23 protein-coding genes are annotated in these 25,901 nt (G+C 42.3%); 18 read left to right on the top strand and 5 right to left on the bottom strand.

All coding sequences use genetic code 11. The features are described 5' to 3' along the window. Position 1: 1 nt before the first annotated feature. On the bottom strand, positions 2-2,209 hold the full coding sequence (locus GO495_RS17280; protein WP_157300966.1) for a tetratricopeptide repeat-containing sensor histidine kinase: 2,208 nt from the start codon (positions 2,207-2,209) through the stop codon (positions 2-4). A gap of 138 nt (positions 2,210-2,347) precedes the next feature. Here GO495_RS17280 and GO495_RS17285 point away from each other — a divergent pair, with 138 nt between their 5' ends. From GO495_RS17285 to GO495_RS17310, 6 genes are all read left to right on the top strand, one after another. Beyond that, entirely contained in the window at positions 2,348-3,127 is a 780-nt protein-coding gene (locus GO495_RS17285) for an alpha/beta hydrolase (RefSeq protein WP_157300967.1), read from the top strand. Between the two features lie 10 nt (positions 3,128-3,137). After that, positions 3,138-4,067: an alpha/beta fold hydrolase gene (locus GO495_RS17290; RefSeq protein ID WP_157300968.1), complete on the top strand. Its 930-nt coding sequence runs from the start codon at positions 3,138-3,140 to the stop codon at positions 4,065-4,067. A gap of 8 nt (positions 4,068-4,075) precedes the next feature. Continuing rightward, a complete protein-coding gene (locus GO495_RS17295) occupies positions 4,076-4,555 on the top strand; it encodes a cupin domain-containing protein (protein WP_157300969.1) in 480 nt (159 codons plus the stop codon). A gap of 269 nt (positions 4,556-4,824) precedes the next feature. Further along, positions 4,825-5,451 carry an ABC transporter ATP-binding protein gene (locus tag GO495_RS17300; protein ID WP_157300970.1) on the top strand — a complete coding sequence of 209 codons (627 nt, stop codon included), beginning with the start codon at positions 4,825-4,827 and terminating at the stop codon, positions 5,449-5,451. Continuing rightward, a complete protein-coding gene (locus GO495_RS17305) occupies positions 5,448-6,548 on the top strand; it encodes a hypothetical protein (protein WP_157300971.1) in 1,101 nt (366 codons plus the stop codon). The genes GO495_RS17300 and GO495_RS17305 overlap by 4 nt, the downstream gene beginning before the upstream one ends. Positions 6,549-6,780: 232 nt before the next feature. Beyond that, entirely contained in the window at positions 6,781-7,614 is an 834-nt protein-coding gene (locus tag GO495_RS17310) for an oxidoreductase (RefSeq protein ID WP_157300972.1), read from the top strand. On the opposite strand, the gene GO495_RS17315 is transcribed toward GO495_RS17310, so the two are convergent. Further along, positions 7,611-8,537: a helix-turn-helix transcriptional regulator gene (locus GO495_RS17315; protein ID WP_157300973.1), complete on the bottom strand. Its 927-nt coding sequence runs from the start codon at positions 8,535-8,537 to the stop codon at positions 7,611-7,613. The genes GO495_RS17310 and GO495_RS17315 overlap by 4 nt on opposite strands. A 121-nt stretch (positions 8,538-8,658) precedes the next feature. Here GO495_RS17315 and GO495_RS17320 point away from each other — a divergent pair, with 121 nt between their 5' ends. The 9 genes from GO495_RS17320 (at position 8,659) to GO495_RS17360 (ending at position 19,045) form a co-directional block, all read left to right on the top strand. Continuing rightward, positions 8,659-9,579 (top strand): DUF6929 family protein, encoded by a 921-nt coding sequence (locus GO495_RS17320; RefSeq protein ID WP_157300974.1) that lies wholly within the window; start codon positions 8,659-8,661, stop codon positions 9,577-9,579. A gap of 63 nt (positions 9,580-9,642) precedes the next feature. After that, on the top strand, positions 9,643-10,932 hold the full coding sequence (locus GO495_RS17325) for an amidohydrolase (RefSeq protein WP_157300975.1): 1,290 nt from the start codon (positions 9,643-9,645) through the stop codon (positions 10,930-10,932). Between the two features lie 184 nt (positions 10,933-11,116). Next, on the top strand, positions 11,117-11,281 hold the full coding sequence (locus GO495_RS17330) for a hypothetical protein (RefSeq protein ID WP_157300976.1): 165 nt from the start codon (positions 11,117-11,119) through the stop codon (positions 11,279-11,281). Positions 11,282-11,345: 64 nt separating this feature from the next. Next, entirely contained in the window at positions 11,346-12,359 is a 1,014-nt protein-coding gene (locus GO495_RS17335; protein WP_157300977.1) for a hypothetical protein, read from the top strand. Beyond that, positions 12,356-12,787: a MauE/DoxX family redox-associated membrane protein gene (locus GO495_RS17340; protein ID WP_157300978.1), complete on the top strand. Its 432-nt coding sequence runs from the start codon at positions 12,356-12,358 to the stop codon at positions 12,785-12,787. Before GO495_RS17335 ends, GO495_RS17340 begins: the two co-directional genes overlap by 4 nt. Before the next feature lie 169 nt (positions 12,788-12,956). Then, complete coding sequence (locus GO495_RS17345) at positions 12,957-16,121, top strand: SusC/RagA family TonB-linked outer membrane protein (protein WP_157300979.1); 3,165 nt, start codon at positions 12,957-12,959, stop codon at positions 16,119-16,121. Positions 16,122-16,124: 3 nt separating this feature from the next. Continuing rightward, the gene (locus GO495_RS17350; protein WP_157300980.1) at positions 16,125-17,912 is read left to right on the top strand and encodes a RagB/SusD family nutrient uptake outer membrane protein; all 1,788 of its coding nucleotides are present in this window, start codon (positions 16,125-16,127) and stop codon (positions 17,910-17,912) included. Positions 17,913-18,126: 214 nt separating this feature from the next. Beyond that, the gene (locus GO495_RS17355; protein ID WP_157300981.1) at positions 18,127-18,402 is read left to right on the top strand and encodes a hypothetical protein; all 276 of its coding nucleotides are present in this window, start codon (positions 18,127-18,129) and stop codon (positions 18,400-18,402) included. Then, positions 18,389-19,045 carry a zeta toxin family protein gene (locus GO495_RS17360; protein WP_157300982.1) on the top strand — a complete coding sequence of 219 codons (657 nt, stop codon included), beginning with the start codon at positions 18,389-18,391 and terminating at the stop codon, positions 19,043-19,045. The genes GO495_RS17355 and GO495_RS17360 overlap by 14 nt, the downstream gene beginning before the upstream one ends. A gap of 63 nt (positions 19,046-19,108) precedes the next feature. Here GO495_RS17360 and GO495_RS17365 read toward each other — a convergent pair whose 3' ends face one another. From GO495_RS17365 to GO495_RS17375, 3 genes are all read right to left on the bottom strand, one after another. Next, positions 19,109-20,086 carry an aldo/keto reductase gene (locus GO495_RS17365; RefSeq protein WP_157300983.1) on the bottom strand — a complete coding sequence of 326 codons (978 nt, stop codon included), beginning with the start codon at positions 20,084-20,086 and terminating at the stop codon, positions 19,109-19,111. A 110-nt stretch (positions 20,087-20,196) separates the two neighbouring features. Further along, complete coding sequence (locus GO495_RS17370; RefSeq protein WP_157300984.1) at positions 20,197-21,051, bottom strand: helix-turn-helix domain-containing protein; 855 nt, start codon at positions 21,049-21,051, stop codon at positions 20,197-20,199. Between the two features lie 34 nt (positions 21,052-21,085). Next, complete coding sequence (locus GO495_RS17375) at positions 21,086-21,589, bottom strand: hypothetical protein (protein WP_157300985.1); 504 nt, start codon at positions 21,587-21,589, stop codon at positions 21,086-21,088. A 437-nt stretch (positions 21,590-22,026) separates the two neighbouring features. On the opposite strand from GO495_RS17375, the gene kdpF reads away from it, so the two are divergent. The 3 genes from kdpF to kdpB are packed head-to-tail and all read left to right on the top strand — an operon-like array spanning position 22,027 to position 25,894. After that, complete coding sequence (gene kdpF, locus GO495_RS32735) at positions 22,027-22,104, top strand: K(+)-transporting ATPase subunit F (protein ID WP_157301040.1); 78 nt, start codon at positions 22,027-22,029, stop codon at positions 22,102-22,104. A 27-nt stretch (positions 22,105-22,131) separates the two neighbouring features. Continuing rightward, positions 22,132-23,832 (top strand): potassium-transporting ATPase subunit KdpA, encoded by a 1,701-nt coding sequence (kdpA, locus tag GO495_RS17385; protein WP_157300986.1) that lies wholly within the window; start codon positions 22,132-22,134, stop codon positions 23,830-23,832. 25 nt (positions 23,833-23,857) lie between these two features. Then, positions 23,858-25,894 carry a potassium-transporting ATPase subunit KdpB gene (gene kdpB, locus GO495_RS17390; RefSeq protein WP_157300987.1) on the top strand — a complete coding sequence of 679 codons (2,037 nt, stop codon included), beginning with the start codon at positions 23,858-23,860 and terminating at the stop codon, positions 25,892-25,894. Positions 25,895-25,901: the final 7 nt, after the last annotated feature.

Consider the following 25,901-nt stretch of genomic DNA (forward strand, 5'->3'; position numbering starts at 1 on the left):
ATTAGTTTGTTAAAGTAAGGTCAAATGCAATGCTGATAGATGTTCCATCATGATTAACAATGTTAAAGTCCCCATCTATATCCTCGCTTAATCCCTGCATAAGATTCATCCCCATAGAGTTTTGTGCATTTATGTCAAACGCTGCCGGCAGCCCTACGCCATTATCCGTTATCGTCAATAATATTTTATGCTCCGGCACCTGTGATAATGAAATAATAATAATTCCGTCTCTTCCATCGGGAAAGGCATATTTAATAGCATTGGTAATCGCTTCATTTAATATCAGTCCAAGAGGGATACAACGTGATAAATCCAGTTCAATACGATCTATTTGTAATTTAAACCGGATAGCCTGCCGGATATTAAAACTATCCCTGAGATAATCTACCAGCTCGTGTATGTAATCAGGCATATTAATAGCGGATAGATTATCCGACTGGTATAATTTCTGATGTATCAGCGACATTGCATGTATCCTGTGCTGACTATCACTGATAGCTGACAATGCTTCTTCTGTTTTCAGATACCCCGACTGTGTCCCCAGCAAACCAATCACCATATGGAAGTTATTTTTTACCCTGTGATGAATCTCTTTCACCAGCCAGTCTTTCTCTTTAATGAGATCCTCCAGGGAAGTATTTTTCTTTTGTATCTCTATCTGCTGTGCCTGTAGTAATTTATGATTCTTCGACCGGTGCTGCATATTTTTATACAACAGGATGATAATTATCAGCAGTAAAACAATTCCTGACAGCGTGAAGTTTTTAATGACCCTGCTTGCCTGCAACTGGCTGTACTGCAACTGCGCCTGCTTTGTAAGTAACTGGATATTCTGTTCTTTAAAGGCCAGGTCCTTATCTTTCTGTTCGATATTGTACACGATTTCCAACTGGCTTACCTGCCTGCTCTTAGATTCATTAAACAAGGAATCGTTCAATCTTTTGTATGTCTGGTAATGCGCGATAGCAGAGATATAATTACCCTGAGCGGAATCCAGTTTGAACCACCATAAATGATTAACGGCTAAATTCATCAGTAGACCGGTTTTCTCTGCCAATTGCCCGTTCGCCATCAGGTATTTATGTGTTTCGGGATATTTATGAGTAGTCAGCAAAACAGGAATGACCGCACCATATAAAAGGCTATTTTCTTCATTGTTCAATTCGTACTTCTCAGATATATTCAATAACTGTGTGCAGTATTTTTGTGCTACTGTATAGTTGTTAAGCTTTGCATAGATAGTTGCAAAACCCGAAACTATTCTTATCTTACTGATAACATCTTCCGGGTTATAGTCTTTTTCAATTTCATGGAGAAAATGAAGGGATTCCATTTTTTTCTCCTGGCTTAATAATACATGTGTGATATTAAAAGCCAACTCATGAACGGCATTATTATCTTTATATTTCTTCGCTACGGATAAGGCCTTCCGGAAGTAGGTATTGGCTTTATCCAACTCATTCAGATTAAGATAAGTAATACCAAGACGGTTATAAATAGTACAAACCTGTTTACTGGAATCTCCTAACATTTCTGCTGTCTGAACCGCCAGCAGACCGTATCTGATCCCTTCTTTCTGATCCCCTGATGCGGTAGATACAAATCCCAGTAAATCATATACTCCCATCAATTCCAGGTAACCTATCTGCTGATATATTTTTAGAGACTGCTTAAGTGATTCCATGGATTTTGAAAAGTCGCCCTGTATCTGGTATAAATCTCCCAGTTCTTTAAATATATCCGCTTCTTTTTTCCGGCTCTTCGCTTTCTGAAATGCGTCAAGGGACAATTTCATTGCATGGATCCTTTCCTTCAGACCATTCCCGGAAAAAGAATAATACCCAGCCAGATCGAAATAGGCATCACCCAGTTCTGTCAGGTAGTTGTTTGCTTTAAAGATATCAATTGCTTTACCGGAAAAATATCTGCCTTTGGTGCTGTCTCCATTTACATGCACAATTTTAGATAACTGTTCATAACTGTTACCGGTTCCTTTCTGATAAAGCAGTGTATTACTTAGTTTCAGGGCAGACAGTACATATAGCATTGCACTATCCAGATCACTTTTTTTCCTGTTGTCTTTAAGGAAATAGTGGTCGCTTAGCTGCAGTAATGCATTCACCCGGGAGGTATCCTGCTGCGCCTTAGCGGATATAATAATTCCTGCCATCAGGCAGGTACATAAGAACAGCTTTTGCCATTTGTTCATATCTAAATATACCGTTTTATTTCGTGGTTTCAATCGTGTAACCGCGAAATAAAACGGTAATCATTACAATGTGTTTACTGTAGTTTGTTGATTATTAATTAATTGAGTGTTTGGCCCTTCGTTTGGCTATCACAAGCAATGGAAAACAATAAAATTCTCTTTATTACAGGTGCTTTTGTGAGCAGTAATTGCTGGGATGAGTGGAGGACATATTTTGAAGCCAGCGGTTATACCACTATGGCGCCTTCCTGGCCACATAAGAATGCTTCTGCTGAGGAGCTCAGGAACCGTCAGCCTGATGCTGCAATAGCAGCTAACAGGTTACAGGGACTCACTGATTATTATGCGGAGATAGTCAGGCAACTACCAGAAAAGCCCATACTGATAGGTCATTCTATCGGTGGTCTCATTGTGCAGCTTTTATTACAACGCGGCCTGGGCCGGGCAGGAGTAGCTATACATTCTGTTCCTCCGAAAGGAATATTCACGTTGAAGCTATCTTTTCTGAAAGCAGGCTGGGGGGCTTTGGGCTTCTTCACTTCCACGAAGAAATCATATATGATGACTTTCAAACAATGGAGTTACTCCTTTGCCAATGGCATGACTACCGATCAGCAAACAACATCCTATTATAAATACGCTATACCGGAGTCAAAGCTGATTGTAAGGGATACCATCGGCAATGCGGCGAAAGTGAATTTTAAGAACCCGCATGCGCCTTTATTGCTGACTTCCGGTAGTGATGATCACTCCATACCGGCTTCTCTCAATTATTCCAATTATAAAAAATACAGGAACAGCAATTCAGTAACCGATTATAAAGAATTCGAAGGACGTAATCATTTTGTATTAGGACAGCCTACCTGGCAGGAAGATGCAGATTATATACTGGCATGGATAACATCTAAAATCGTTTAAAACTAAATATATGATATCTAAAAGTATTCATTTCAGCACATTGTTGGTAGTTTCCCTTTTTCTGGCGTTCACTGCTACAGCAGCCATTACCCCAGCATCTCCACCCGCTAATTTCAAAAGCGCAACGGCCACCGTGAACGGTGTAAAGATCCATTATGTTATTGGTGGAAAGGGCGAACCCCTGGTATTAATCCATGGATTCGGTCAGAACTGGTATATGTGGAACCGTTTACTCCCCGAGTTATCAAAACATTTCACTGTTATCGCTCCTGATCTCCGCGGTGTTGGTGAATCAGACAAACCTGCCGGAGGATATGATAAAAAAACAATGGCGGCAGATATCCACGAATTAGTTTCCAAACTCGGTTACCACAGCATCGATCTCGCCGGGCACGATATCGGCCTGATGGTCGCTTATGCTTACGCTGCCCAATTTGGTCCTGAAGTTAAAAAGTTGGCATTAATGGACGCCCTGTTACCGGGAGTAGATCCTGTATGGTCTGATTTCTCTACCCGTGCCTGGTGGTTTGGCTTTTTCGCCCGCCCGATTGCCGGTGATCTTGTAAAAGGACAGGCAGGTGAATTCCTGACTGATTTCTGGCCGGTAGTGGGGCATATCAACAATGCCTTTACAAAGGAAGAAACGAATGAATTTATCAGGGCCTATTCTACACCAGGTGCTACTACAGGCAGCTTCCATTGGTTTGGTGCGTTCCCGCAGGATGCAGAGGACAATCATGCCTTTATGAAGGATAAATTACAGATGCCTGTCCTGGCAATGGGAGCAGAGTATCAGTCCGCCTCTTTCCTCGCGGACCATGTGAAACTGGTGGCTGTAAATGTAACAGAAACTAAGATCATGGGAGCGGGTCACTGGATTGTGCAGGAGGCTACGGACCAGGTGCAGAAAGGATTAATGGATTTCTTCATGAATAAATAAGAACATAAATGAAAGCATTCCTTTTTTTATTGCTCATAGTATCTGCATTTAATATATCCTCACATGCTCAGGGACAGCTCCGCATGACGCAGCAGGAGATCATTGCAACAAAAGCAACAGATCCATCTGCTCCTGGTTCTTCTAATTTATCAGCAGTACAGGTGATCGTTATTTTTGGAGATCCTTCTAAATCTGGTCTTTATACAATTTTGTTGAAAGTAGCCGCCAATACACAGATTCCCGCTCATCTACACCCGGATGCCCGTGTAGGTACAGTAGTTTCAGGTACCTGGTATTTCGGTTATGGCGACAAATTCGATAAAAGCAAGCTGAAAACACTTCCCACCGGCAGTGTTTATTCAGAAGTTGCCAATCAGAATCACTTCGCTATGACTAAAGAACCGGTCATCGTTGAAATCACTGGTTACGGCCCTTCAGGAGTCACTTACGTCAATGCCGCAGGTGATCCTAAGAATATGAAGCACTAAATTTTTTTCTCACACAGGTAGATAGTAAATACAGGACCCGCTGCAAGAGCGGGTTTTGTGTTTTTTGGGAAATATCGTTTTAAATTTAGTGATCTTTGCTTCATCCAATCCCTTGCAGTTAAATCGCAGGCTATAAGCAAACTTATTCCCGCACGATTAACAGATGCTTGTCTCCTATACCAGTTATCAGCGACATTTCTTTTAAATGAACTTTAACAAAATTTATAATATTGGAAGAGTAAATTGCATCTACAAGTTTACTGCCCTGTATGCTACATCTGCAACAATTCAAGAAATACTACCACCATCGCCTGGTACTCGCTATTGATGACCTTCGTCTTTCCCCCGGTATCTATTGGGTCAAAGGGGTAAACGGCTCCGGGAAAAGCACGCTGTTAAAGGCACTGGCAGGGATTTTAGATTTTGAGGGAGATATAATATTAAACAACAGCCTGAACGTAAAAAGACAAACAAGGGCCTATCGCAGCCTTGTTAATTTTGCTGAAGCAGAACCTGTCTTTCCGCCTTACCTCAGCGGCCGGGAAATGACGGAGCTGTTCATCAGCGCAAAAAACGGTACACAGGCCCAGGCAGAAGCTTACATCAGCAGTATGCGGATGCAGGACTATATAAACGATCCTGTAAGCACCTATTCCAGTGGCATGCTGAAAAAGCTGTCCCTGGTGCTGGCCTTCATAGGAAACCCATCTCTCATCCTGCTGGATGAGCCGTTGATAACAATGGACAGCGCTTCTCTGCTGGTATTATATAAATGGATACGGGAGAGTAACGCCAGCTTCTTATTATCCTCTCACCAGGAACCGGAAGCCGGCAGCTTAAAAACCACCGGTACATTGCTGGTTGCAGAACAAACCCTTAAACTGGTTGAACCATGAAACAGCCATTGACGGTCGTACTAACCAGGATCTTTACCTACGGCTTCTTCAGGATGCATGCAGGGATGTTGTTATTCATGTTCGTCACCTTCATCAGTTACTGCTTTTTCATCAATACATTAGGAGCAATACCGCAGGACTGGATGGCATATTTTCAGCAACTGATCACGATTACACTGGTCAGCAATCCGCTGATCATGTGTCTTTTCTTTATAGTGTGCCTGATTTATAATATAAAGAGCTGGCAATACGTCTCCCTGCAATTATCCGGTACAGAACAACAGTTCATTTACTATAGCAGTACTGCTATGAGCCGCCGTAAACAGTTTTGGAGCTGGTTTTATATGCAATTGCTCATCAACATGCCTGCTTTTATATACGCAGTATTTGCGCTTTTTATTGGCCTGATGTGGCATCATTACGTACTGCCGTTGGTGATATTCAGTTACCTGCTGTTACTTACCACTATAAGCGCCCTGATTTACGTACGGCTGGCAAACCGTTTTGCAGACACGCCGCATGCAACAGTCATTCCGGGCCGCTGGAAGAAACCACTCTTCAGCCTTTTTATTTATCATGTATTCGATAAACGCAAGCTCACCTACCTGATTTCCAAAGCATTCATTATAATGATCATCAGTATCGGATTTGTAAGGATGCCGAATGACCTTCGCACTTCTGCTATTGCCGTATTACTGATTATCATGGTACATGCCCTGCTCATTTACCAGGAACATCATTTCGAGAAAGACTACCTGAGCTTTATGCGTAACTTCCCCTACGGCATAACACGTATCTACTTTTACTCCATTCTTACCCATATCATCCTGTTATTACCTGAATTCACCTGGTTATTAATGGCATTCAAGCCCCTGGCAGGTATCAGTTTACTTTTACTGGGCATCAGCATTGCACAACTACTACGTAGTATCTGCTACCGGAACGGCAGTAGTATGCAGGCGTACCTGCCCGCTTTATTTGTTTTGTTTCTGCTATTGTTCTGGGGTATCATGTACGGTTATACATTATGGCTGATACCGATAAACTTCATTCTCTCATTCTTCCTTTTTTACCGGGGGTATTTCCGGCAGGATTAGATATATCAGATGAAAAACGCGCCGTCATCAGGAACAATACATCTCTTTACGGCCTTCTTTATATCCATCCTGGCTTTACATATACATTGGCAGAAGGAGCATATTCGCAAACAATAATACAGGAGAAATGTAAAATCAAAGCCCCCTGCTTATCTTTGAAATAGATAACAATATCTGTGATTGAGATAAACCCCGGCCCCTTACTTCATAGTTACTTTGTGAAAAAAATAACATGAAGCAGAAAACATGGTTTGTCACCGGTACATCACAAGGGTTGGGTCTTGAATTAGTGCAACAACTATTAGCAAAAGGGTACAATGTAGCAGCTACTGCCCGAAATATCGACACCCTTAAGAAAGCAGTAAATACATCTTCCCCCCAGTTTCTTCCTTTAGAAATGAACCTGCTGGATGATAATTCTATCAATATTGCCGTTAATAAAACCATCCGGCAATTTGGAAATATCGACTACCTGGTCAATAACGCAGGATATGGCCTCATCGGTGGTATAGAAGAATGTTCCAGGGAAGAAGTACAGGCGAGCTTTGATGTAAACGTATTTGGCTTATTAGATGTTACAAGGGCGGTGTTACCACATATGCGTACTACCCAATCAGGACATATATTTAACATCTCTTCTGTATTCGGATTAATCGCCGGCGCCGGTTGGGGTATCTATTGTGCCTCCAAGTTTGCTGTTGAAGGTCTCTCTGAAGCATTAGCCCAGGAAGTAAAACCCTTTGGTATTAAAGTAACTATCATCGAACCAGGTTATTTCAGAACCAATTTCCTGAAAGGCAGTTCTTTCGCCTTGCCAAAACAGCCGAACAATTTTTATCCTGAAGTAACAGAAACAAAACGTAAACATGCGGAAGATATCTCAGGGACACAACTGGGAGACCCTGTAAAAGGTGCTGCAGTGATTATCAGCACAGGAGAAAGTGCAGAGGCACCTCTTCGCCTTTTATTAGGCTCAGATGCGCTGCAATATGCTAACTATAAATTAGACTTATTAAAGGCCGACTTTGAAGCTAACAAAGATATCACACTGTCAACAGACTACTAATGACTCTGCTCCCTGTATTTCGATGGAGAAACACCTGTTTTTCTGTTAAAGAACAACGCAAAGTTCGCTTGTTCTGTAAACCCTAAACAGTTGCTGATTTCCTGGATATTCCAGCTGGTATATCTTAATAAAGCCTGCGCTTCATACAGCAGACGATCCTGGATATGTGTTTTCAGGGTTTTACCTGTATGTTGTTTTATCAATGCATTAAGGTAATTAGGATGGAGATACAACTCCTGTGCAAATTCAGCAGCTGTTTTTAATCTGATTTTATCTGCAGGACTGTTAATTACAAAAATAGTCTCCAGCAGATTGATAAAATCATGCAGGTGCCGGTAGACATCACTCACTGGTTGATAGACAAGGTGATTCCCCGCTCTTTTCCCTTCAAATAAAATCCGTTGTAATTGTAATCCGATAGCTTCCTTTTTATCCTCATGATCCGAGTTGTACTCATTATTTATTTCTCTGAAACAATCTTCTATTTTTGCAGACTCCTCCATGTTTAATGCTATCACAGATTTATCCGCTTTAAAAAATGGATAATTTATGAAAGCATACTGCAAATAAGAAAAGTTATTCAGGTAATCCAGATGAAACAAACAAAAATATCCTTCATGATCACTTGATTTATTCTTCCAGGAGATGATATTATCAGGATGTATAAACGCAAGTACGGGCTTATTTATAACATATTCATTCAAGCCAATTGTAAGCACGGCTTCTCCTTTGGTACTATGCAGTATTTTATAAAATTTTCTTCTGTTGGGAGACATGTAATCAATAGGGGGATTTTCTTTCCTGTTATAAATGTGAAAAGATCTTTCCAGGAAATCCTGTTGCACTAAAGGTATAGCGCTACCTTCAAAAAAGAATGGCGTAAAATCATTAAGGTCCAGCAACGGAATAGAAGAAGAATTCATGCACTAAAGTTACATAATTATATGTCTGAAAAGAAAGTGCGATTGGACTAATGCTGGTCGGTATCGTTGAAATTTGCTAAATTGGTACTCCTGTTTCACTTTTTACAATTAATAACCAACATTGATAACAAAAATTGTATTACTGAAGTCTTTACTACTGAATAAGTTTCCCTCGGGATCTGCTATTAATTATCATAACGGGAAATTGTATTTAATAGGAGATGATGCTAATAATTTACTGGTACTTAATACGGATTACCAGGAAATTGACTCAATAAAACTTTTTGATTATTCAGAAAAAAGAATCCCCAAAGCTGAAAAGGCCGACTTTGAAACCGCTGTATTAATCAATATAAATGACAAGACCCACTTACTCATCTTGGGCTCGGCATCAGGTAAAGAAAGAGAAAAGGGAATGCTGATTCCGTTAGCTGATGATATTCTTCCGGAACCACAAACATTTTCCAATACGGTGTTTATAAAGAGAGTAAAGATGAAAGGGATCACGGAAATGAATGTCGAAGGAGCCACCTGCATTGGAGATCACCTTATTCTAAGTAATCGTGGGAATAACGCTAATCGGGAGAACCATCTTATTATAACAGAAAAGAACTTCTGGACCCGGCAAAATGAAGTAACATTTTCTATATTACCCGTTATAATCCCTTTCAGTACCAAAGAATTTCCCGGAATCTCAGAGCTGTGCTATGTAGCATCAAAGGACATCCTGTTATTTACAATGTCCAGTGAGGCCACTGATAACGCTTATGATGATGGCGTTATTGGTGATAGTTACATAGGATGGGTAAATGGTATTAGTCGAAAATTAGCAGGACCTGCTATCAGGCTGGACGGATTGATTAACCTCTCCGAGGTGAATACAGACTTTAAAGGTGAAAAAATAGAAGGCGTTTGCGTGGAGTCTGCCAGCGGCAATGAATTGATACTTCATTTAATTGCTGATAATGATCAGGGCGAAAGCAGGCTATTTAATGTCAGATTGGAGATGGATGCAGAAGGATATTCACCTTCTCCGAAGTAAAGGATACCCGCAGCAGAAGATTAATCGGATTTTTCTTATATTAACTATTCTAAAAAGTACCCTATGAAAATATCAACCATTCTATTACTAGTATCAGTACCGGCATTTGCACAGAATACTGAAGTTAGTAAGAAAGCAGATGCATTAAAAGATCAGGTCATTACCTGGCGCCGCGATTTTCATGAACATCCCGAACTCGGTAACCATGAAGTACGCACATCAGCCATCATCGCGAAACATCTGCAATCACTGGGTATCGAAGTACAAACAGGCATCGCTACAACCGGAGTCGTAGGTATTTTAAAAGGAGGCAAACCTGGCCCCGTAGTTGCTTTACGCGCCGACATGGATGGGTTACCGGTAACAGAACGTACTCCTGTGCCATTCGCATCAAAAGTAAAAACCACCTATAACGGACAGGAAGTGGGTGCCATGCACGCTTGCGGACACGATTCACATATGGCTATTTTAATGGGTGTAGCCCAGGTGCTGTCATCTATGAAAAGCGAATTGCATGGTACCGTTAAATTCATTTTTCAGCCGGCTGAAGAAGGTGTAGAACCCGGTCAGAAGGGTGGGGCAGAAGAGATGGTAAAGCAAGGGGTGCTTGAAAACCCTAAAGTAGATGTTATATTTGGCTTACACATTAATTCACAGACAGAAGTCGGTAAAATAGGCTATCGCCCGGGTGGTACAATGGCAGGCGTTGACGACATGCAGATTGTCGTGAAAGGAAGGTCTGCTCATGGTGCTTACCCCTGGTCCAGCGTAGACCCTATCGTCGTCTCTGCAGAGATCATAAACAGCCTGCAGACAATAGTAAGCCGTAATATCAACATCACCGAAAACCCTGCCGTAGTAACTATCGGAGCTATCAGCGGCGGGAACCGCTCAAACATCATCCCTGAAAAAGTGGAGATGTTAGGTACCTTGCGTTCCCTTACGCCTGCCGATGAAAAACAACTGGTCTACCGGGTAACACAAATTGCTACCAATACTGCTGAAGCACTGGGCGCTACTGCCGAAGTTAAAATACCTTACAGCTCTCATTATCCGGTAACTTTTAATAACCCGGAACTTACCCAAAAAATGCTGCCAACTTTACAAAAAACTGCCGGCACAGAAAATGTATTATTGCGTCCTCCTGTAACGGGTGCGGAAGACTTCAGTTTCTACCAGGAAAAAGTACCCGGACTATTCTTCTTCTTAGGAGGAATGCCTAAAGGAGAGGATCCGCTTAAAGCACCCTCTCATCATACCCCTGATTTCTTTATCGATGAAAGTGGTTTCACTTTAGGAGTAAAAACATTGTGTAATTTAACATTAGATTATATGGCAGGAAAATCGCTTTAATAGCGATTTTCAATGCCATCGTAACGACAGTCAATCTGAAAAGTAAAAAAAAATACCCTATTAGGGATATTGCAAAGTTCAAAAGTATTTCTTAGTTTCACTCGACAAAATCTGAATCTTAACCCATAACCCTGTCGTATTCACTTGTACATATTGATCATTTTTTAAAACCCAAAAAGAAAACATGAAAAAGTTAGCTTTTCTGCTTTTTGTGCTGGCTGTTGGCACAACTGTAGCCGTTGCCGTTAAGGCAAATCAATCTAAAAGAATCGCTTATTGTCATTGCGAGCCAGATCTTACATGTAATTCCACTGGTGCATGGGGTATCAAAACACAGATCTGCCCTTGAGAAATTGAATTACTTATTCCATTAAATTTAAAAGGTTAAAGGCTGCCCTTGCAGCCTTATCTTTATGAAAAGAGATTTGCTGATACTATTTGCGCTGCTATGCTGTGCATTGATCACTACGTATATCCTCGCTAAAGGAGCCGACCCCGATAGAATATTTACAAGCCATAAAAGGAATTACGACAGATTCACACTACAGTCTGTCGATACCGTTTTATTCCCAGGCAGGGTAAGTATAATGAAAGCCGCACAAGGCAATATCTATGGATATGTATATAGTAAGAAAACCATTTTCAGATACAATACAAATCTGCACCAGATAGATTCTTTCTTCACAAACCGTATATTACCGATGGAAATAGTGACCAGACTGGAAGTAGATACCGGTACACACACCTTTTACATCTTCGGCGATACTGGCAAAAAGATCGTTACTTATCAGGCCGGCAGCGGTAAACCGGATAGCATTATGTATGCTGATACAGCACACACATATAAGGATATTTCCCGCACCACCTATATGATCACAAACTTCGATACCAGTAAAAAAGTAGCACAACTAAAACTAAGAAACTTCAACGCTCCTGCACAGGATACTACCTTATTTGAGTTCCCCCGTTTTGAAGATGGAGGACTTTCTGCAGATGGTTTTTACACGAAGAATACCGGTAATCAATTTTATATTCCATTCTATAATGGAGGAATAATCAGGTATGATAAAATACACAACGACATCAGACTGATGCATACCATTGATAATACACCACCCTCTAATATCGCAGTACCAAGCGGTAACATATACACCAGGTCCAGTAAATCTATTATAGTCAATTCCACCGCCACTGCCGACGATCAGTACCTCTATATACTTTCTTATGTATTATCTGAAGATGCTGTAGCCAGTAATTACAGAGGACCGGCAGTAGATGTGTACAATATTCAAGACGGTCAGTATGAAGGTAGTTTCAGATTCCCTGGTTACCAGAATAAACCTGTTTTACAATTGGCCAAATGTGCAGATACACTGATCGCTGCTTATGAAAACAACATTCTTCTTTTTAAGCTCACAGGCAAATGAAAAAACATATCCTCACTGCAATCGTGATCCTCATCTCCATGTTATTCACCTACGCTGCCATCTTTAAAGCCATGGATTACCAGTTGTTCCTCTCAGATATGAGTAAATCACCGCTGCTTGTAAAATACGACAAGAACCTGCTGGCCCCCGTGGTATTAGGCACAGAATTCCTGATCGTACTATTATTGAATTTTCCAGCCACCCGTAAAACGGGATTCTTTCTATCTTTTTTTATAATGGCTATCTTCAGCCTTTATCTATCTACACTTTTTTTCTTCTTCACCAACATCCCCTGTTCCTGTGGGGGCATCCTCGGGAAAATGCCTTACCCCGTACACATTGTATTTAATATTTGCTTCACCTTATTATCCGCAACTGGCGTATTACTCACCCGTAAACCTGAATATGCTCCCCGTGTCATTCACTAGTCTGAGATAGAAATCCGATGATTTAAAAAATGCAGCAGCCCGGCAAAAATACCGGGAACGATTGCGTAAAAAAAGTTAACCCTGGTCACGGTTTATAAAAAAAATAAACCTAGCATTGTTATATAAATCCCATTCCCATTTAGAATAGTTGCCCTTTTATTCCACTGATATGAAAAAGAAAATAGTCATTTTTCTGTTTTCAGCGTTATGCTTTTTAACAGCGGACGCTCAAACGCTAACTATTACCGGTCGCGTTACCGCTGATAGTATACCATTACCAGGAGTCTCCATTATTGTTACAGAAACAAAACAAGGCGTAAGTACCGATGCTAATGGAAACTTCTCAATAAAAACAACGCATCCCGTAAAACTTGTATTCTCTTATATTGGTTACCGTTCGCAAACAGTTACTGCGAACGGAGAAAAACCATTACTGATACAACTTGTAAGGGAACAGAGTAACCTTGATCAGGTAGTTGTCATTGGTTATTCTACCGTGCAAAGAAGAGATGTTACCGGTTCTGTTTCGTCCGTCAGTGCCCGCCAATTCAAGGATGTACCACTATCCTCTGCCGCGGAGATATTACAGGGACGGCTGGCCGGGGTACAGGTCGTATCATCAGAAGGAGCTCCGGGTGCGGATGTTATTATCCGCGTACGTGGAGGCGGTTCTATCACCCAGGATAATTCCCCTTTATACATCGTAGATGGTGTACAGGTAGAAAATGCCTTATCTGTCATTGCTCCGCAGGATATTGCTTCTGTAGATGTACTAAAGGATGCTTCCACCACCTCCATTTATGGTGCAAGAGGTGCTAACGGCGTCGTGATCATCACCACAAAAAGCGGGCGCTCAGGCAAAACACAGGTAAGCTACACCGGGTCTGTCGGCTGGGGAGAACTATCTAAAACAATGCCGGTATTAAGTCCTTATGATTTCGTCATGTGGCAATATGAAAGAAGCCGGGGGAGCAGCGCTGATAGCGCAGACTTTGCCCAGACGTACGGCACCACCTGGGACACCCTTTCCAACTACAAAAATGTAACACCTGTAAACTGGCAGAAAGAAGTATTCGGAAGGAAAGCAAAATTCCAGAATCATAATGTGTCAATGAATGGAGGTAATGCTGCGACAAACTTCAATCTAAGCCTTACTGCCAATAAAGAAGACGGTATATTACTGGAATCGGGGTTCGACCGGAAAATTGCCAACTTCAGATTAGATCATAAAGTCTCCGATAAAGTCAAAACCGGTATTAATATGCGTTATTTAGACCAGGCCATTTCAGGCATGGGGACTACTAACAGCGGTACACGCACCACAAACCGCTTACGGCATAGCATTAATTACCGTCCATTTGAACTGCCCGGAGGGTCCATTGATGATTTTGATGAAGATTATTATCTCGCTTCCGGCGGCGCTACAAATCCTATCCTGCTAACACAGGCAGAATACAGGAATCAACAAACAAAAGCCACTTATCTGACAGGTTATATTAACATCAACCTTATTAAAAACCTTACATTCAGATCTACATTTGGATACGATAATACTACTATCAGGCAATCCCTCTTTTATGGGAAAATAACCAATACTGCCCGTCAGTATGCTTCCCTGCCCATCGCTTCCATCGGTGATCAGCGAAACAGCACTTTCAATAATTCCAATACATTACAATATGCACTGAAGAAAGGACAGCATAATGTTTCTGTATTGGCAGGAGAAGAAACTGTAGCGTTTAAATCCGCCACTAACTACGTGGAGACGAGATATTTTCCTGCTGATATTACCGCTGATAAGGCATTGGCCAACATGGGGCTCGGCGCAGCGCCAACAGGGTCGTCACAACCATTGCCTTCATCAACGCAGAATGCGCCCAGTCGTATCTTCTCCTTATTCGGCCGTGTGAGTTATAACTATGCTGATAAGTACCTGCTTGCTTTTAATCTCCGTGCCGACCGCACCTCAAAATTCGCTGCTGAAAACGGCACCCTTGTTTTTCCTTCCGGCTCTGTCGCATGGCGTTTCTCACAGGAAAGATTTATGCATAACATTAAATGGATTTCAGATGCTAAACTGAGATTCGGTTATGGCGCGGTAGGGAATAACCGTATTGGGGATATGCTATACCGGCAGTTGTATGGCGTAACCGGACAATACGCATTCAATCATGCTATCCTTCCCGGTTTTGCGCCAACGGCCCTCGCTAATCCTGAATTACGCTGGGAGAGAAATGTAACAAGGAACCTTGGCCTTGACCTTTCTTTTTTCGATAATAAATTACAACTGACGATCGACGCCTATAAAAATTCAGCCAATGATCTTTTGCTGGCTGTTCAGATTCCACCAACTTCCGGATATACTACACAAATACAAAACATAGGCGCTACTTCAAACCGTGGATTAGAGTTCCAGATAAATACCACGCCAATACAGAAACCCAAATTCTCCTGGAATTCCAGTTTCAATATCTCCTTTAACCGCAACCGTGTAGAGAATTTAGGTGGCCCCTCTCAGATGACCCGTAACTCGGGCTGGCAGGGTACGGACGGTGTAGATGATTATTTAGTGAAAGTGGGTCAGCCTGCAGGTCTGATGTACGGTTTTGTCACAGATGGTTTTTATAAGATCGACGATTTCGATTATAATGCCACCACCGGTACCTACACCATTAAACCTGGTATCGCCGTCAACAGTGTTTATGGAACGCCGCAGCCGGGCATGTTAAAATGGAAAGATTTAAATGGAGATAGCGTAATTACTGCAGATAAAGACAGAACCGTGATCGGTAATGCGAACCCAAAATTCACAGGAGGATGGAATAACCAGTTCACCTATAAGAATTTTGATGCCAGCATCTTCATCAATTTTGTTGTAGGCAATGATATTTATAATGCCAATAAATTAGAATGGACAGATGGTTCTTTTCCCAATCTGAACATGCTAAATACAATGAAAGACCGCTGGACGAACATCAATGCGCAAGGGCAGATCGTGACCGATCCCAAAGAATTATCTGCATTAAATGCAAATGCACAGATATGGTCCCCTGTAAGGGTACAGCGCTGGTGGTTGCATTCATGGGCTATTGAGGACGGTTCCTACCTTCGTATCAATAACGTTACCCTGGGTTATACATTACCTCAAAAGATAGCGAAGATTGCCAGCCTGAGGGTATATGCCACCGTAAATAACCTGGCTGTCATCACTAAATATTCAGGTTTTGATCCTGATGTTACTGCCCGTCGTTCAGATCCGTTAACGCCGGGTGTAGACTTTGCTGCTTATCCCCGTGCAAGAACATGGGTGTTTGGTATTAACCTTAACTTATAAACAATGAAACATCTTCTGATAATCACTATAGCTTTATTATTCATGCAGGGCTGTAAAAAATGGACTGCAGTATCTCCGGGATCTGATTACAGTATTGATGAGGTCTTCTCTGACGTGCCGAATGCAACATCCGCTTTAATTGGCGTATATGATGAATTACAGGGCGATAACGGCTACGGTATACGAATAAGCATGTATTTCCCTTACGATTCAGATGAAGGGATTGTAAGCGGTAATATCGATAATGGCCGCAGGGGAGTAGGGCGTTACCAGTTACTTCTCACAAATGCAGAAGTTTCCAATCCTTTCCGGCAGTTATACCGGGGAATAGAAAAGGCGAATCTCTGCATCGAACAAATCCCATTAATGCCCTTATATACCAACGGAACAGAAGATCAAAAGAGGCAATTACACCGTTTGTATGGAGAAGCATTAACGCTGCGCGCACAGTTCTATCTTGAACTGATCCGTAACTGGGGAGATGTGCCAGCACCTATGATCCCCTCTTATAAACAATCCAATTTATTCATTGCGCAAACTGACAGGGATTCTACTTATGATAAAATCCTGGCCGATCTGGCCACTGCCAAAGAGTTGTTACCCTGGCGTACCGAAGTGACCCGCAATGAACGTATCACCAAAGGAGCTGCTATGGCATTAAGGGCAAGAATTGCCTTATACCGGGGAGGATATTCATTACGTAAGAATGGCCAGGTGCAAAGAGGAAGCGATTATATAAAATACTACACCATTGCCAGGGATGAATGTGCCGAACTAATGTCAAAAAGAAGTGAGCATACTTTAAACGCAAGCTTTGAAAACATCTGGCGAAGTGTAACCTCTTTCACCTACGATCCGCAGGGCGAGATATTATTTGAAGTGGGTGCCGGTGGTGGTAATGCCAACAGCGACAGCCGTATGGGCAATTACGACGGGCCTAATGTAAACGCCGCCTCCCGGTATGGTGCGGGTGGAGGAGGTATCATTATGTTACCCAATTACTTTTATGCTTTCGACTCTGCAGATACCCGTCGTGATGTTACCGTAACTTCCTACCAGGTTACCTCTTCTTCAAATATTAAATCCCAGCGACGTTTAGGGGAATTAAATACGGGTAAATATCGTCGCGACTGGCGGGTCCCTCTTCTCCCCGGAAGTGTCTTAAACGTCGGTTATAACTGGGTATTGATCCGTTTCTCTGATGTGCTTTTAATGTTTGCAGAGGCTGAGAATGAAATAAATGGAGCGCCCACTGCTGCTGCCATAGCCGCTTTTGAAGAAGTGCGTAAAAGGGCTTATAAAAACGCGGACATAGGCATCACTCCATCCACCAAAGAAGGCTTTTTTAATGCTATCGTAAATGAACGTTATTTAGAGTTTGGCCATGAAGGCATCCGTAAATACGACTTATCACGCTGGAACTTATTATCCGCGAAAATAGCAGAAACAAGAACAAAGATCCAACAGATCCGTGATCGTGTAGCTCCTTACAATTATGTTCCCCAATACATTTACTGGAAGAACAATGGTGAAGAAATTCAATACTATGTTCCAAACAATACGGCTGCTACCGCTGTCCCCTGGTACCGTCCCACACAGGTACCAACTTCCACAGAATGGAAAAGAGTGGATTGGGCACAGCATCTTACAGCCGGCAATGCAATAGATAACCTACCCTTGTGGCAGGGGCTTGCAAGGTTCTTCGTACCTGGCAAAAGCGAATTGTTCCCTTATGATCAGGCTACATTAGATGCCTATCAGGGCAGGCTTACTCAGAACCCCGGGTACTAACTAAAATATCGGCCGGCGCATTAGTCAATGCCGGCCGGTATTTTACATCTTACCTAATCCATCAAAACACTTGTTTATCTAAAAAAAAACATTTCATTTTGCTTTTAATTAGCTACTTATATATACAATTATTGATTATTCAATCCCATAAATTCCTAGATTAACTTGCATAAAAGGCTAGAAATGGGTATATTTGTAGTCGAAGTCACAATACATGCAGAAGATCATGGCTGATGTAAAAATTAACAAGTTAGAAGATAAAGTTTCAGTTGCCTTTTATCGGTTAAGAGCAACAAGTTTTAATAAAAACCTCCCATTTCTTATACTTTCAGATAAATTGCCTGAAGGCCAGGCTTATCGGGAATATGCCGATGGTCGTATTGAAATCCATGAAGTCCATACCAGGGGTGCTAATCTAACGTCAAAACTCATCAAGAAATTAAGCAAGCAGGAAGCGGATAAAGTGAGAACCACTTATGGACTACAATAAGCCGACATTACTGGTTATATCCGGTCCTAATGGTGCTGGAAAATCTACTTACATTAATGACATGCTTCCTGATACATTTGAAGGTATTGTTTCTTTTGACAGAGATGATACCCGTTCCCACTTCGAGTCTCAATTAAAGGAAGAAAAGGTAGCGGAAGACCAAATATCTGCAATAGCTACGCGGATGATGGAAGATAGACTTAGTGTTACTATGAATCAAGCTATTGAAGCTCATAGACATTTCGTTTTAGAAACTCCATTGTCCCATCCTGATTACTGGCGGTATATTGATCGATTTGAGAGAAATGGATATCAGATTCAGCTTTGTTATTTGTGCTTAGATAAAGTGAGCGACTGTAAAGTTCGGGTAGAGCACCGTGTGATGATGGGAGGACATCATGTCGATGCCAGAACTATCAAAGGTGTTTATGAAATGAATCTGCACCATATTAACCTGTCTTTAGATACATTTCAATGCATAGAGTTATATGATGGTATGATTAAGCCAACTCTACTCGTGAAAATTGAAAATGGTGAGGTAATTCTGGCGAAAGAGAGTGCGCTAAAAAAGACCTGGGTTAAAACCGGCCTTCCATTAATTGCTACTAAAACAACTGCATTTTTAAAACTCGCTAAGAAATGAAGGTATCTTCAAGAGTAAACAAAGCACTACAACAGTAGGCTTTGTTTATTCTGATAAAAGGTATTAACGTTCAATGACAGACATATTCCCTTCATTATGTCGCTCACCAGCGGCCGGTGTAAGGTTGTTCAGTCTTTCGATCTGCTTCGCGTTTAGCGCAAGCTGGTCGGCGGCAGTGTTCTCCTCTACACGGGCAACGCGCTTAGTGCCTGGAATCGGTGCTATATCATCTCCCTGTGCCAGTAGCCAGGCCAGTGCCACCTGTGCCGGTGTAGCATTCACCTCAGCCGCGACGGCTTTTACCTCATCAACGATCCTTAGATTCCGAAGGAAGTTTTCACCGATGAAGCGCGGGTTAGTCTTACGCCAGTCGTCATCAGAGAGCTGTTCAGGAGATTTGATTTCGCCGGTAAGGAAGCCATGCCCAAGCGGCGAATAAGGTACGAAGCCAATGCCTAGTTCACGTAGCAACGGCAGCAGTTTGTCCTCAGGATCGCGGCTCCAGAGGGAATATTCGGTCTGTAATGCTGTTACAGGATGTACGGCGTGTGCACGACGAATCGTACCCGGACCAGCCTCTGATAATCCAATGTGACGAATCTTGCCTTCGGCGACCAATTCGGCCAGCACTCCTACAGTATCCTCAATAGGCGTCTTCGGGTCTACCCGGTGCTGATAATACAGATCGATATACTCCGTCCCTAAACGCTTCAGAGATCCCTCTACTGCTGCACGGACATTCGCCGGACTGCTATCAATAATACCCGGACCGCCACCAGCATGCGAAACAAGACCGAACTTCGTTGCGAGTACCACCTGGTCCCTGCGACCTTTTATAGCTTTGCCTACGAGTTCCTCATTGACAAATGGGCCATAAATTTCCGCAGTGTCAATGTGGGTTACACCCAGCTCCAGCGCCCTATGGATCGTGCGGATGGATTCAGCATCACTGCCTGCACCGATATTGTAATAACCGGACATCGACATGGCGCCAAGTCCTATACGGGAGACATCAAGTCCCCCAATCGAAATGTGTTTCATAATATTGCTTTTACGTTTCACCACACAGATCAAAAATCCGTATGCATGACACAAAGGTCACAATAAGCGCAAAGGAGAAATAAAGAAAAACAAAGGAAAAAGTATGATTATCAAAGACGTGTTGCTCTTACTGATTTGGGAACGTAACCGGTTTTCTTTTTGAAGAAGTTATTAAAGTAGGTGGGGTATTCAAATCCAAGTGCATAAGCAATCTCCGCAATGTTCCAGTCAGTATGTTGCAGGAGGGCTTTCGCTTCTGCTATAATTCTATCGCCAATATGGGTAGTAGTTGATTTCCCGGTAGTTTCCTTTACTGCACTGTTCAAATAGTTGATATGCACGGACAAATTCCTTGCAAAGTCCTGTGCCGTTCTTAATTCCAGCGGCCGGTCGGCACTTTCAACAGGGAATTGCCGTTCCAGCAGTTCAAAAAAGACGGCGCTGATCCTGGCTGCCGCATTTTTTTGTCTGGACCAGTTTTCAGATGGTTGCATTTTTAATGCCTCATGAATAATCAGTTGTATATAGTTACGGATCAACTCATCTTTGAAAGCATATTCACTATCCTGTTCCGCAATTATCTTTTGAAAGATGGCTTTTATAGACTCAGTTTGAGTATCATTTAAGATAAAAACAGGGGTGCCGCCAATTTTAAATAAAGGTGATTCCAGAAGGCTTGCAGTACGATCATTCAGCTTTAGAAAGTCTTCTGTAAAGAGGCAGGCAAATCCATCGACAGTAGGTCTGATAACCTCACAGGCATATGGAATACGGGGATTACCAAAGAACAGGAGCGGACCATCCGTATCGAAACTCCTGTCTGCATAATGAAAATTATACTTCCCGGAAGTTAAACTGATTTTGTAAAAGTCTTTGCGGCTATAATTATGACCGGCAGCGTTGCCGTCCACTTCATAAGCTTTAAAGCCCTTCAGTTTCAATTCGGTATTAAAATCTGTCTCCATCCTACAAAAGTAAGAAAAACAAAGATTACTTAAGTTAGTCTCTCAACCATTTAACCATTTCCGGAAATGGTTTTACACCATTTTTCTCCGCATTAGTTTCATCATAACAAAAACCAGCCCATTGCAGCAATGGTAAATAAAGCGGATTCCCGGATGTATATTGCTCGATATACCAATCGGAAGAGCCCTTATATCCGTCTGGATGAAACACAACCGCCGGATCAATTCTGAGATATACACAGGCTGCATAACTCCATGCAATGGCCATCATTTCTTCTCCTTCCGATTTACTTCTCTCGCCTGCGTCTCCCACATCACCATGCATTATCCGCCGCTCCTCAGGAATGGCAACAGCCATATGCCCCGCTTCATGTAAAAGATCTCCGGGATAAAAAAACTGATCCTGATCTACAACAAGTCTTCCTTTATTTATAAGGATACCTGGTACGAATGTTTTTTCGGTAATCGTATCAAAAACAACCGGGATACCAATGGATTCGATAAACTGAACGATCGTAGTAATAACAGAAGTTTGCATAAGACAAGGTATAAACGGACGTAAATTAGAACATTTCCTGAAAAACGGCTGCCTCGTCCGGGAAATTAAGATGAATAGGAATAAAACCCTCCCAAAATGATAAAACCTTCTCAAAATGAGAGGGTTTATTTTTACGCACCAGCTTCCTTAAAAGCATAATATAGCCACAGTAGCGAGTTTTCGGCTTTCACAACCTTTTAGGTATGCCAATTGTCTTAATAGGTGGAAATTAAAATATGCAAAACCTTAGAGTGGAGTTTAAAAAGTACTTCAAACCATGGAATATGCTATTGGCTTTTTACGCTCTTATAATTATATCAGGCATTATTTTCAGAATCATAAATGGTTTATAAAATGACAATTATATTGACTTTAGCGGGCATTGCCTGCTTTTTCCTATTTATTAAGATCATTCAAATTTTTGAAAAAATTTAAGTATGACGGTACTGTTAATTATCTCTGTTGCAGTTTTTCTGTACATGTTTTATGTACTTGTGAAACCAGAAAAATTCTAACATTATTAAACAATTATAACGTATAACATGAATACAGAAATTCTGGGTATTATTTTCATGTATGGTTTACTCTTACTGCTGGCAATCCCTCTGGGTCGTTATATCGGTAAAATCTTTAACTATGAGCAAACCTGGCTGGATCGCATATTCAATCCCTTAGACAAATTATTTTACAAACTCGGGGGTATTAACCCTGATAAACAAATGAACTGGAAACAACATCTGGTTGCATTACTTATCATTAACCTTTGCTGGTTCCTTATTTGTATGTTCGTACTTACGAATATGAGCTGGCTGCCGCTGAACCCTGATGGAAATCCATCCATGAGCGGAGACCTGGCATTTAATACCGCCGTGAGTTTTGTTACCAATACCAATTTGCAGCACTACTCAGGTGAATCCGGACTTTCATACATGGGGCAGCTTACCCTGATGTTATGGCAGTTTATCAGCGCTGCTACAGGTATAGCTATCTGCGCGGTAGTTTTCAATGCAATGAAAGAGAGAACAACCGATGTTCTCGGTAACTTCTACAGTTACTTCGTACGCAGTGCTACCCGTATATTGCTTCCGCTGGCATTTGTAGTAGGAGTGATACTCCTGTTCAACGGTACTCCAATGACAATGGAAGGTAAAGATACCATGGTCACATTACAGGGAGATACCGTACAGGTAAGCCGTGGTCCGGTGGCCGCATTCGTGGCAATAAAACAACTGGGCACAAACGGCGGCGGTTTCTACGGCCCCAATTCCGCTCATCCACTTGAGAATACGAACTACCTCACCAATATCGCCCAGACAGTATCTATCATTCTCATCCCAATGGCAATGATATTTGCCTTAGGTTATGTATTGAAACGCAGAAAACTGGCATGGACGATCTTCGGCGTCATGACAATAGGCTTCCTGTTCCTGCTGATACCTTCTGTTGTTAGTGAAATGAACGGTAACCCCGCCATCGCAAAAATGGGTATCATGCAGCAACTGGGCAGCATGGAAGGGAAAGAGGTCCGTTTTGGCCCCGCAGCATCCGCCTATTGGGCCATCAATACTACCGTTACAAGTAACGGGTCCGTAAATGCGATGCACGACAGCATGACCGCACCCACTGGTATGTTTACGCTATTGGGAATGATGATAAACTGCTTCTATGGTGGTGTGGGCGTCGGTTTCCTGAACTTCTATATATTCATCATCCTGGCTGTTTTTGTCAGCGGATTAATGGTAGGACGAACTCCCGAATTCCTTGGTAAGAAAATCGAAGCCAGGGAAATGAAGATAGCTATGCTCATCGCGTTGCTGCATCCATTCCTGATCCTGACAGGTACCGCCATCGCAAGCCACTTGTACGCACATGATCCGGCTGCTTATGCAGGATGGTTGAATAATCCGGGTTATCACGGCTTCAGTGAAATGTTATACGAGTTTACATCATCCAGCGCAAACAACGGTAGCGGTTTCGAAGGTCTGGGGGATAATACTCCTTTCTGGAATATCGCCTGTGGCTTGGTGATGATAATCGCCCGCTACATTCCTATCATTGGCCCCGTAGCGATAGCAGGTATACTTGCTAATAAAAAGTACATACCTGAAGGTGCAGGTACGCTGAAAACAGATACAGGTACTTTTGGTATTATGACCTTCGCCGTAATATTTATCGTTGCTGCGCTCTCATTCTTCCCGGCGCTGGCATTAGGACCTATTGCCGAATATTTTGGGATGAAATAGTTTTTGAAGTTCTAATAACAGGAAAATGACAAAGAATAATAAACTTTTTGATAGCAGCCTGATGAAAGAGGCCCTGAAGGAATCTTTCATTAAACTGAACCCGGCGAAAATGTTCCGGAACCCGGTAATGTTCACCGTCTGGGTAGGTACACTGGTAATGGCAGGCGTCTGCCTGTGGATCGCTTCAGGGGAAAAAAATCAGGGAAACCTTACATACAATATAGTAGTAACACTTGTACTATTTATCACATTGCTTTTTGCAAACTTTGCCGAAGCGATCGCTGAAGCAAGAGGAAAGGCACAGGCAGACAGTCTCCGGAAAACAAGGGAAGAAACTCCCGCCAAATGGATACAGACTATCGGAGAGATATTCATGAACGAAATTAAAATAGTCCCATCTTCACAACTGAAAAAAGGGGATATATTTTTATGCGAACCAGGTGATATTATCCCTTCCGACGGAGAGATCGTAGAAGGACTGGCTACCATCGACGAAAGTGCCATTACCGGCGAAAGCGCACCTGTTATCCGCGAAGCCGGCGGCGATAAAAGCAGCGTCACCGGAGGAACAAAGGTATTGTCAGACAAGATCAAAGTGATGGTAACGACTTCTCCCGGTGAAAGCTTCCTCGACAAGATGATCGCATTGGTGGAAGGAGCAAGCCGTCAGAAAACACCGAACGAAATAGCGCTTACCATTCTGCTGGCAGGCTTCACACTTGTCTTTATCATCGTAACAGTAACACTGGAACCTTTTGCTGCTTACGCCCATACACCTATCACCATCGCCGCTTTCATATCCTTGTTCGTATGTCTGATACCTACTACCATCGGTGGATTGCTCTCTGCAATCGGTATCGCCGGTATGGACAGGGCACTCAGGGCAAATGTTATTACCAAAAGCGGTAAAGCGGTGGAGACTGCGGGAGATATAGATGTACTGTTGCTTGATAAAACAGGTACTATCACTATCGGTAACAGGAAGGCTACCAATTTTTATCCTATCAAAAATGTGGATAAAGAAATATTCGTAATGGCGGCAGTATTAAGCTCTATGTCCGACGAAACACCGGAAGGTAAATCTATCATAGAACTGGCAGGGATCAATCTTTCCACGATCAAAGTAGAGAACCCGCATTTTATTAAGTTTACTGCGGAAACCAGGAGTTCAGGCATCGATTTTGCCGGCACCCGTATCCGGAAAGGTGCATCTGATTCCATACGGAACCTGGTGCAGAAAGCAGGTAACTCTTATCCTGAAGAAACGAATGACATAGTAAGGGAGATAGCCAGTAACGGAGGTACTCCACTGGTGGTAGTGAAGAATGAACAGGTACTTGGCGTAATTGAACTGCAGGATATTATTAAGCCGGGCATAAAAGAACGTTTTGAACGTCTGCGCAGGATGGGTATCAAAACAGTGATGGTGACAGGTGATAATCCGCTGACCGCAAAATATATTGCAACTAAGGCTGGTGTAGACGATTTTATCGCAGAAGCAAAACCAGAGGATAAAATGAATTATATCCGTGCGGAACAAAGTGGTGGTAAACTTGTTGCAATGATGGGAGATGGTACAAATGATGCGCCCGCACTGGCACAGGCAGACGTTGGTGTGGCCATGAACAGCGGTACCCAGGCCGCCAAAGAAGCGGGTAACATGGTGGACCTCGACAATGACCCTACAAAACTCATCGAAGTGGTTGAAATAGGAAAACAGTTGCTGATGACAAGAGGAACATTGACAACCTTCTCCATCGCAAATGATGTGGCCAAATACTTTGCTATCATCCCTGCATTATTTATCGTGGCAATACCATCTCTCCAGGGATTAAATGTTATGCATCTCCATAGCCCTGAAAGTGCCATTCTTTCAGCAGTTATCTTTAATGCAATTATCATCCCGCTTTTGATCCCTCTGGCGTTAAAAGGAGTGAATTATAAGCCGATTGGAGCATCTGCCCTGTTGCGCAGGAACCTGTTCATTTATGGTTTGGGCGGTGTATTGATTCCTTTCATCGGGATCAAAGCCATAGATCTCCTTGTATCATTATTCATTTAAAAGAAAA

It is taken from the genome of Chitinophaga oryziterrae, assembly GCF_009758125.1.
Taxonomy (GTDB): Bacteria; Bacteroidota; Bacteroidia; order Chitinophagales; family Chitinophagaceae; genus Chitinophaga; species Chitinophaga oryziterrae.